At 51.5% G+C, this 10610-nt stretch carries 7 protein-coding genes; all 7 read right to left on the reverse strand.

What is annotated here, in order from left to right; genetic code table 11:
* On the reverse strand, positions 1–1031 hold a 1031-nt coding region (locus tag G5287_RS09685; protein WP_421231213.1), incomplete at its 3' end, for a retention module-containing protein.
* A gap of 269 nt (positions 1032–1300) precedes the next feature.
* The gene (locus G5287_RS09690; protein WP_216953336.1) at positions 1301–3226 is read right to left on the reverse strand and encodes an EAL domain-containing protein; all 1926 of its coding nucleotides are present in this window, start codon (positions 3224–3226) and stop codon (positions 1301–1303) included.
* A 3-nt stretch (positions 3227–3229) separates the two neighbouring features.
* Positions 3230–3982, reverse strand: coding sequence for a transglutaminase-like cysteine peptidase (locus tag G5287_RS09695; protein ID WP_254204305.1), 753 nt, complete (start codon positions 3980–3982; stop codon positions 3230–3232).
* 138 nt (positions 3983–4120) lie between these two features.
* The gene (locus tag G5287_RS09700) at positions 4121–5446 is read right to left on the reverse strand and encodes a TolC family outer membrane protein (RefSeq protein WP_216953335.1); all 1326 of its coding nucleotides are present in this window, start codon (positions 5444–5446) and stop codon (positions 4121–4123) included.
* 37 nt (positions 5447–5483) lie between these two features.
* Positions 5484–6917, reverse strand: coding sequence for an HlyD family type I secretion periplasmic adaptor subunit (locus tag G5287_RS09705; protein ID WP_266135587.1), 1434 nt, complete (start codon positions 6915–6917; stop codon positions 5484–5486).
* Entirely contained in the window at positions 6910–9054 is a 2145-nt protein-coding gene (locus G5287_RS09710; protein ID WP_266135586.1) for a type I secretion system permease/ATPase, read from the reverse strand. The genes G5287_RS09705 and G5287_RS09710 overlap by 8 nt, the downstream gene beginning before the upstream one ends.
* Positions 9055–9405: 351 nt before the next feature.
* A complete protein-coding gene (locus G5287_RS09715; protein WP_216953332.1) occupies positions 9406–10335 on the reverse strand; it encodes a TIGR01212 family radical SAM protein in 930 nt (309 codons plus the stop codon).
* Between the last annotated feature and the right edge of the window lie 275 nt (positions 10336–10610).

The raw sequence follows: 10610 nt of genomic DNA on the forward strand, positions 1-10610 counted from the left end.
GTGCCACCCACTGCAGTGGTATTCGCAGGCAAATTGTTGAAGGTATACACCAGGCTGGTCCAGGTCTCTGACCCGTCACCATCGCTGATACTCACCGTGTTGGTCAGCAGCACCTGTACCGTGCCATCCGTTTCGGTCGCACCCGCATTCAGCGCCTCGACGTTGAAGTCGAGGTCACCTTGTGGCGTCACTATCAGTGTCAAGGTCGAAGTAACAACATCAGAACTATCGGTGACCAGATAACTCACTGTAGGAACTGCACCAGAATAGTCAGGAGCGGGGGTAAAGGTGAAAGAGCCATCACTGTTGATGATCAGCGTACCAATGCCAGTAAGGGTCGATGTAACACCTGCGGGAACATCAATATTACTACCCCAGCTATAGCTGATGATGGATTGAGCCAAGGGACCATCCGGGTTGGAGCTGTTGACCAAAAGATCACCACTGACAGGGTTATCTTCATCCATCGAAGATACTTCACTCTCATCCAACAAGAGATTAGTTAGTGGCTCCGGTTCTAACAGTGGTTCAGCCGCTTGCTCAGTGTTGATAATGGGTTCAGCCTGATAATTGGTATCAAAACCGGCCTCGGCAATGGTCGCATCACCGGTTCTATCAATGGTGACAAAGCCACCATTGCCGCTTGCTCCTGCTACCCCGCCAATACCACCGCCACCACCGGCAGCAGGTGCACCACCTGCTGCTGAAGCCTCAAAGTTTTGCGTCGGGTCAACGCCTTGCAAAATTGACTCTTGCAATGCAGCAATGTCAGAAGGAGCGCCCTCCGTGCTGGCACCACCTTGCGGTTGTCCCGGTTCTGCTAATTCGGAACCGGTGGGTACATTCTGCGCTGGTGTATCGTCATAGGGGGAAAGAACAAGCTTGGCATCCTCCGCTATGGTCAATTTGGCACCGGGCTGGAGTATTTCCCCCTTTTGCAGGGGGCGACTGCTGCCATCAGCCAGCACAATCTCCACATTCCCTTCGATAGCTGAGACAACCACGGACTTGTCGATGATTTGGGTGCGCATATCCATTGCTCCAACGTGACAGATCTTGATGTCTACACCGTAGAGGGAGATAACGTGCTTTTCCGTTGCAATAATCTATAGGTTTGACTGCCCTCAAACCGATATAGAGAATAAAATCGAAAGGTTATTTTTTCTTCATCAAAATCATAACGATACAAATGGAACCAAATAGCACCCATATTAATTTGATAATAAAAAAATCAAAAAATATATTGTATTGATATAAAAAATGACCCCATTCGGGGCCATTTCTACAGTGCACATATCAATCAAGACAAGGGGAAAGCAGGATGCACAAATCCCTGATAACCATCGATATGCAACTTGGAAAGCAGTTCCACTTGATGTTGATCTTCGACGCGGGTTGCAATGGTGGTCACACCGGCATTGTGCGCAGCTCGGCACACTGCAGCCAAGAATGAGGTGTCAGCACCCGGCTCCATGACCTGACTGGTATAACCGTGATCCACCTTGACATAGGCAGGCGCTAACTCCTCCAGATAGCCCAGTGACTGGAAGTGACGGCCGTAGTGGTCAACCCCCCACTGGAAACCATGGACCTGCAATGCGCCTACCAAAGCGGCCACATGATCTTTGTGCTTCATAATGGCTGCCTCGGGTATCTCGAATAACAGCCGTTCTTTCAATTCGCCATGTTCGACCAGATAGTGCGTCAGCCAGGTCAAAAACTCATCCGAACAAAGCGAACCTGCCGTTATATTAATTGCCAGCACTAGATCCGCTTGTTTGTGCAGTAAGGGAACACATGCATCAAGTATTGCCTGATCAAAATCGCCCCCCAATTTGAACTGTTCGATGGCAGGCAAAAACTGACCGGCAAAATAGTCCGTGCCATCGCGAGAGATAGATGCAAACAACTCGGCATGCAACCTGGCCCCGTTATCAAATCGGCAAGCTGGCTGAGCCTTGAATCGCCAGAGGTGATGCGAAATAGCATCCTGAACCAAATCACGCCATGCCAAGCGCCCCATCAACCCCTGCTCGGCTCCCCCTTCCATGACAACAGCACCACGGCGTTCATTACGCGCCTTGCCGAGTGCATTATCCGCTTTAGTCAACAGGACTGAGAGATCATCATTACCATCACGGCCTGCAATACCAATGACGGAGAGAGGATTACCCTCCGCCATTGGGTTCACGACCAGATCAGCAATACGAGAATTGATAATTTCTGCCAACTCCTTAAGCTGACCCAAATCATCTGTCGGGCAGAGCAGAGCATATTCGGTCGCTGATATCCGCGCCACAGCTGCACCATCCCATCCCTTAAGCTGTTCGCGTAAGATTTGTGCTATAGATTTGACCATATTATCACGGGCAGCAAAACCTTCATCACGGTAGATATCATCGAGCATATCTACCGCAACCAACATGATGCCCCCTTGGCCAGATTCTGCAATCCAGGCATTAACCTGACCAACAAAATAGGCTCGATTACCCAAGCCAGAAACGGCATCCACATAAACTCGTTCACGCAGTTTCTCCGCCTCGTCGGCCTGCTCTTTGAATTGCACCGCCAACTTTCCGGATAAGATGTTGATCGCTTGTACAACCTGCTTCAATTCATAGGTCTTGGGCTCTGGAATGGTATGCCCAAAATGATGCAATTCAATCTCGACGGCCTGCTCACAAATCTGCTTGAGCGGTTTTAACAGGAAATTAAGTGCACGCATAAGCAAGATCGTGGTTACCAAAAATCCAATCACAAACCAGGTCGCCAGTTCGCTCATCCCTGCCCACAGTTCGTGATAGGCTTGTCCTGGGTGGCCCACCACCTTGAGCTTGCCAAGTTGCAGCCAGCCAGACGTCAGAATTGACTCATTGGATACTTCCGGAAACAAGCCAAGTTCAATAAACCAGTCAGGTACACCTTGAATACGGCTGCTGTTTTCTTCTTCAATCACATCTTTCGACGCAAGCAGGTCAAGACGAACCATACGGTAATAACCACCATCAAATATGGCCTTAATCACCGACTCAGCTCCCACCTTGTCGCCATTTTCAAGATAAGGGGTTAATGCCAGTCCCAGTGACGTAGCGGTGTTGATTACCGTTGTTTCCTGCTGTTGTGCCAGATAAGTTCGTGTCGAATTGAATTGCACCCAATAAGTAGCTGCAAACAATAGTCCAAACAACAGCAACATGGTGGCCAATAACTGTCTATAAAGCGTCATAGGTTAATCATCCAAATTCACCACAGGCCTAGCCAATCGCCCCGATGTCATGCGATTGCGTAAATCATTCCATAATCCCAAGCGAGATGATTGGCCAGCCAGCTCCCCTTGGCCTCGCGCCTTCATCAACCACAAGTGACTACCGTTAAAACTATAGATAGGTACCAAATCTCGCCGTTGGGTAGCGGGTCGAATAGAGCCTATCAAATTATCCAAAATAACCGGAACCGAAGAGGGTGTCTCATAATATGCCACCACCATGTGGAACTGGTTGTAATCAAGGGCCTTGACATAAACCATCCGCATTTTTTCATCCGGGATCCCCAATTCCAGTAGTGTGGAATATTTGGCAATACTGAAATCTTCGCAATCTCCTCCGGCAGCTCCCAGAAACTCGAGCGGGGTTGCCCAGTAATCTTTCTTGCGCCACAACTTGATGTCATCAACAAAGCGCATTTGATTAAAAAAGTTGTTCACTCTTTCGAGCTTTTTCGTCTCGCTCAGTGCCTTTCCCTTCGTTTCCATCACCAGCATGCGCCAACTGGTTACACGCTTGCCAGCTCTGGCGCCATAGGTCTGCTCCGCCCGCTTGATCAAGTTGAGGTCTTCCTGTGGCAGAGGCTGGCTGGCACAGAGCAAAAGTGAGAAGGGTAACAGCAGGATCCATAAGGAGTGGCGCAGAGTACGTAGAGATCGGTATCTCCATTTATTGAGGAGATCATACCATCTGCCTCCGGTACCACGCTGGAGTGTCACGTCATATGCCTGCTGCATGATTGCTTCTGCACTCCTCAAAAACCGCGCAACCACCTGCTTTAGCCAAACATGGTGACTGCCAGCTGCAGTCACCATGTTGGCGTTCATCATTATCCCGGCGGGATCATTGGCAAACGGTTATTGCCTGGGCTGCCATTCAGCGGGTTGCTTGACGCTAAATGCGTTGAGCAGACTTCCAGTCGCATTGAGGATGCGATAGTCCGCCAGCAATGCATCATACTCAGCAGTGATATAACTGCGACGCGCTTCGAACAATTCGTTTTCGGTGTTCAATACGTCCAGCAAGGTTCGCTGACCCAAGCCAAACTGCTTCTTGTATGCCTGAACGGTATCGTAGCTTGCATCCACATGCTCTTTAAGGAAGGTTTTCTGTTTGGCCAGCGACTCTTTCGCATTCCATGCCAAACGGGTTCCCTCTTCTACCTGACGAAATGCATTCAGATGAATGTCTTTCGCCTGAGAGTACAGTGCCGAAGTTGCATTGCTCTCGGCTACGTCAGAACCACCTCGGAACAGGTTGTAACGCATCCGCACCATAGCTGTCAGATCGTCATTGCGACCTTTAACGGCATCAATATCCTCATTCCAGTTTTGGTCCACTTCAAAAGTGACGTTAGGGTAGAAACCGGATTTAGCACCTTCATGCTGATACTTGGCCGCTTCAATATCTTGCAGGGATGAGAGCAGGGTCGGGTGAACTTCTGTCGCCGTTTTCAGGGCAGTATCGAGACTAGCCGGGACCAACTCGGCATTAGGTACCGGTTGAACGAGATCTTTTGGTACCTCGTTAACCACCCGAATAAACTCGCTTTCCGCATCACGGTAGTTGTTTTCAGCGGCGGCTTGGTTGGCGTAGGCCCTGGCAACACGACCATCAATCTGGGTCTGATCAGCAGTAGAACCAAGCCCTGAATCAGTCCGTTTCTGAATGTCGCTACGGATCTGTTCGTGGGTTTCCAGGTTCTGTTTGGAGAGTTCCAGGATCTCCTGCTGGCGCAGCATATTGAGGTAGACCTCAGCCACTCGCAGCGCGGTATTCTCTGCTTCGGAGATCATCGCCAGACGCTGGGCGTTGGCTTCAGCTTCAGTTCGGGAGACGTTGTTGCTGACATCAAAGCCATCAAACAACATCTGCCGCAAACTGAGCCCAGCCTCTTTGCGAGTCATGGAGTCATCAATATTGCTGTTTGAACCAGCAGCCCGGGTAGAAGGGCTGTCAGTCTTTTCATAGCCTACGCCGCCACGCAGATCGATCGTTGGATAATAGCCACCCTTGGCGCCATCATGCTGATAGAGGCGTGCCTGGTAGAGATCAAACGCTTCCTTGATCTTGGGATGCGTAGCGAGTGTCTGTGCCACCGACTCTTCCAGAGTCTGGGCCTGACCCAAACTAGGGATCAGGGTGATGCCACTGACCAGCATGGCAACAATCGTTTTTTTCATGTTATCTCCAGTCATGTTTTGTTTTTAGATTGTTGGCTTATCGTTCTCTCAGTGCCGACTGCTTAGCCCGTAAAATCGGCTTAAGTAAATAGTCTAGGACACTTTTTTTACCAGTAATGATATCAGCACTGGCTAACATACCGGGGATGATGGGAAGTGCGTTAAGCTCATCGCCCAAGTAACTCTTCTCGGTACGCACCCGAACCAGATAAAAGGAGTTCCCCTCCTCATCCTGGATCGAGTCCGCACTTATCTGTTCAACCTTGCCATGCAATCCTCCATAGATTGTAAAGTCGTAGGCAGTGATCTTGACGATGGCATCCAGCCCCGGTCGCAGGAAGGCGATATCTTTCGGCGACACCTTGGCTTCAACCAACAAGGTGTCCTCCAGCGGCACTATCTCCATCAAATCCATGCCGGGCTGCACCACGCCGCCCAGGGTGTTGATCTTGAGTTTCTTGATGGTGCCCTTGAGCGGAGCAATCACGCTGGTCCGATCAACCCTATCTCGCAAGCCAACCTGCCCTTCTGACAACTGGCCAAGTCGCCCCTGCTTCTCATTCAGTTCCGTCTGGGAGTCAGCACGGAATTTCAGCGCTATGTCATTGCGCTTGGAAATAGTCTCACGCAACACCGAATTGAGTTTTGGTATCAGCAGACGGTTGCTCTCCAGCTCCCCCTGCATCTCGTTGACCTGCCGCTCCAGCTTAATTAGCTCCACTTGAGGCACTATACCCTCTTTTGCCAGTGGACGGCTAATATTGAGCTCTTGTCTGGCCAGATCCACACTGCGATTTACTGTGCGGATCTTGGCATTCAGTTCAATCAGTTCCTGCTCTTTCTGCTCGATCTGTTGACCAAGAATATAGAGCTGGTTCTTCAGGTTATTAAGGCGATCCCGTTGTACCGAGCGTTCACGGTTGGCATATTCGGGAAAGACGGTTTCATAGCCATCCGGGAACTGAATTGGCGCTTCTCCCACCACTACCTGTTCACGCCACCCCAGTGCGGGATCATTTTTAACCTCAACACTGGCCATTTCGGCCCGTAACCGTGCAATATCTCCTTTCAGAGTGACCAGCTCCTGCTCACGCTCTCGAAAATCGGAGCGGAAACGGGTGTCATCGATGCGCAGCAGCGGCTGTCCCTTCTCGACGATATCCCCCTCTTTGACGAAGATCTCTTTGACTATCCCCCCTTCCAGATTCTGGATCACCTGTAGTTGGCGGGATGGGATCACCTTGCCCTGACCCACGGTGACTTCATCCAGCTCGGCCCAGGCAGCCCAGACGATGGCACTCATGAAAAAGAGGAAACAGCACCATAACAGGATGCGGGCACCGGTTGGGGTAGTAAGCAACACAGCTGCCGCGCCGTCATCGACAAACTCCAGATGCTCGGGTGCCGGCAATACATCACCGGAAGGCGCATTTTTGCTGCGTTTTAACCAGTTCATGAGCCCCTTAACCATGGGACACCTCCTGCACGCGCACCTTGCCTTCCTTCAACTGCTGCAACACCACCTCTTTGGGACCATCTGCCACAATCTGTCCCTGCTCGATGACGATAACTCGCGAGGCCACATCCAGCATCGAGGTCTTGTGGGTGATGAGGATCAAGGTGGTTTCCGGGCCCAGTCTGGCGAGCTCCTGTTTGACCTGCATCTCGGACTGGTTGTCCATGTTGGAGGTAGGCTCATCCATCACCAGAATGGGGGGATCATTGAGCAGGGCGCGTGCCAGCAGGATCGACTGACGCTGGCCACCGGAAAGCTGACGGCCACCCTCACCTATCTGCCGATCCAATCCGTTGGGATCACGGTTGGTAAAATTGGTGACGCCCGCCCGCTTGGCAGCACGCAAGACTCTCACGTCATCCACCAGCGGATTACCCAGCATGATGTTGTCTCGCACCGAACCAAAAAAGAGAATGACATCTTGGGGAACACAACCGATATTGCGACGAATCACCGAGGGAGGCAACTGGTCTATTTCGAAACCATCGATCCGGACCGAACCGTCAGTCGGCCGATACAGCCCCATCAACAACTTCTCGAGGGTCGTTTTACCCGCCCCAATCCGGCCGATAATTGCCACCTTTTCACCCGGCTGAATACGCAAATTGATATGGTGCAGGGTGCTGGTTTCCATTCCTGGATATTTGAACGAAACATTTTCGAATTCAATTCGACCGGCAATCACCGGATGATGGATATATTGCTTGCCTTCCTCCTGCTCACCCGGGGTTTGCATGATTTTTTCCAGAATATCCAGTGCAGACTTGGCCTGGTTATAACGGGTCGACAACACTGAGAGTTGCACCATGGGCGCAATGGCACGGCTGGAGAGCATCACGGCAGCAATCATCCCCCCCATGGTGACTAAGCCTTCGGAGATCTGGTAAACACCGACAATCACCAGACCGACCGTCACCACCTGCTGGATATAACTGGCCAGTGACGACATGGAGTTGGTAATTCGCCGTGTTTGTACACCCCAGGTGGAAATATGGGAAACAGCCTGCTCCCAACGGTGCTGGAACAGACTCTCGGCGCCAAAGATTTTGACCGTTTCCAGCCCGGAAATACTTTCGATCAGGTTGGCATTTTTCTGAGAGGCCAGCCGGGAACCCTCTTCGATGGACTTTTTGAGCGGCTCTTGAATATAGAAGCTGTAGGCGATCAGGATCAGCATGGCGACGATGGGGACCACCACCATCACACCGGCAAACATCCAGATAATAAAAAGGAAGAAGACGGCAAAAGGCAGATCGATAAGAGTAGAAACCGTCGCGGAAGTGAAAAACTCCCGCACCGATTCAAATTCCTGCAGATGTTTGGCGAAAGCGCCGGTGGAAGCGGGACGAGACTCCATCCGCATGCCCATCACCTTGGCGAAAATCTTGGCGGACAACAGCACATCAGACTTTTTGCCAGCGATATCGATAAAGTAACTGCGCAACTGCCGCATCACAAAATCGAAGGTAAAGACCACCATGGCCCCGACCGCCAGCACCCAGAGCGAATCAAATGCCAGATTGGGCACAATCTTGTCATAGACGTTCATGGTAAAGAGGGGGCTAGCGATGGCAAACAGGTTGATCAGAATGGAGGCGATCAGCACATCGCGATAGATTCCGCGAGATTCAAACAAAGTGCTCCAGAACCAGTGGCCATCACGGGTCTCCAGCACCTTGGGAGAGCGCTCGTCAAATTTGAACTGCTTCTTAACGTAAAAGAGACGCCCCAAATACTCATCACCCAGCTGGGCAGCAGTCAGCCATTGGGCGGCATCACCTGCCTGCGGGAAAATCACTTTCCCCTGGCTGCGATCTTCGTTCCACTCCAGCAAAATACAGGCGCCACCGTTACGCATCTGCAATACGCAGGGCAGCAGCAAGGGAGAGATCTGATCAAGCGGCTGGATCACTTCACGGGCAGATAGCCCGCCCCGCTCGGCAGCACGACAAAAGAGTGCTGTAGTCAGTCGTCCGGAGACCAGTGGCAACCCGGTCGTCAGGGCATCCTGGCTGTTGGGCACACCATAAAAGCGGGTCAAGAAGACCAGACACTCCAATAACTCATCGATACGACTTGTTTCTGCTTGCATAGCATCCCGTCACTGCATTAATAAGGTCGATACGAGAGGGGTATCACTCATATTTTCCTGCTATAGCGACTCTAAAAACGAGCCCCCTCCCACAGATGAGCCTGATCAGGGAATAAACCTATCCGGATACATCGTGACACTCACCACCAATTTTCCTTGCATGATGATTGGTAAAACCAGCCTGTGGGCATCATGCCGACGCCTCCCTCAGGTAAATGGAGGTGTTAATTGATAATGGCATTTATTGTGGCGCATCACTATATCAACCTGCAGGTACCAAAACTATAGTTTATGGTATGAACTTTTTATATAACCCTATGTTTTACGTGAAAATAATAATTACGAACTCAATTATAGGTCAGGAAGTATGAAGGGTCTTCCCAGTGCATGACCCTGAGGGCCACTCAAGGAGAGTGCTCGTGCAATGTCCGCCATCGCAGTCCAGCGATTCTCGCACCAGGCGGGAGCAAGCAGGGTTGGGCGGCGCGCCGATGCCGAAATCCGGTGATACACCACCTCGGGTGGTGTGTGCTGGATCATGGCGACAGCGGCTTCCACATACTGCTCCAGCGTCAATACCTCAAGCCGCCCCGCTTGCCACGCTTTGCCAAGAGTACTGCCCTCTACCACATGAAGCGGATGCAGCTTGATCCCCTCAACACCGGTCCCAACGATACGATGCAGGGTATCGAGGCTGTCCATCGACACCTCGCCCGGCAGGCCGACGATCAGATGAGCACATACCTTGATGCCGCGCTGATGGGCACGTCTTACCGCATCCTCATAGGCGGCATAACCGTGGCCGCGGTTGATCCGTTGCAGAGTCTTGTCGTTGGCGCTTTGCAGCCCGAGCTCCAGCCACACCTCGTAGCCCCGGGCCTGATAGCCCGCCAACAGATCCAGCACCGCATCCGGCACGCAATCGGGGCGAGTGCCCACACAGAGCCCCACCATATCGCTCACCGACAGCGCCTCTTCATACATCCGCTGCAGATATTCGACCTCGGCATAGGTGCTGGTATAGGCCTGAAAATAGGCAAGATAGCGCTTGGCACGGGTGACTTCGTCCCGGCGAGCCAGCAGTTGTTGCACCACTGAGAGTTGCTGAGCCGACTCGTCGGCAAAAGAGGAAACGTTGCAGAAGGTGCAGCCACCACGGCCCAGGGTGCCGTCACGGTTCGGGCAGGTGAAGGCCCCGTGGATGGAGAGTTTGTGGATCTTCTGACCATGACGCTGCTTGAGATCCTGACCGAATGTATTGACGAGTTCGTGTAACTGCATGACACCTCCGCTAAAGGAGCGCCATTGTACGAGCTTGCGCAAAACAGGGGCTGAGCTGGATCAAGCTAGCGGAGAGAGTAAAACATATAAATACCCGACCAATTTTGAATAAATATAGAGAAAAAGCGCAAAAAAAGGATTTTTACTGTTCTTTGACGATTCAAACAGTAAACATCCATATGAAAATGAGACCTGATAACCCACTGTTGAACAATGAAAAATTCAAAGAGACCCGACAGCACACAATTGCAAGCATGGGATATTGAAAATGTGAT

The organism is Aeromonas sp. 603079, assembly GCF_049172135.1.
GTDB classification, from domain to species: Bacteria; Pseudomonadota; Gammaproteobacteria; order Enterobacterales; family Aeromonadaceae; genus Aeromonas; species Aeromonas veronii.

Excerpts from the sequence above, each read along its gene's own strand:
- G5287_RS09710 (WP_266135586.1), bottom strand. The coding sequence starts at position 9,054 with ATGCAAGCAGAAACAAGTCGTATCGATGAGTTATTGGAGTGTCTGGTC.
- G5287_RS09700 (WP_216953335.1), bottom strand. The coding sequence starts at position 5,446 with ATGAAAAAAACGATTGTTGCCATGCTGGTCAGTGGCATCACCCTGATC.
- G5287_RS09715 (WP_216953332.1), bottom strand. The coding sequence starts at position 10,335 with ATGCAGTTACACGAACTCGTCAATACATTCGGTCAGGATCTCAAGCAG.
- G5287_RS09690 (WP_216953336.1), bottom strand. The coding sequence starts at position 3,226 with ATGACGCTTTATAGACAGTTATTGGCCACCATGTTGCTGTTGTTTGGA.
- G5287_RS09705 (WP_266135587.1), bottom strand. The coding sequence starts at position 6,917 with ATGGTTAAGGGGCTCATGAACTGGTTAAAACGCAGCAAAAATGCGCCT.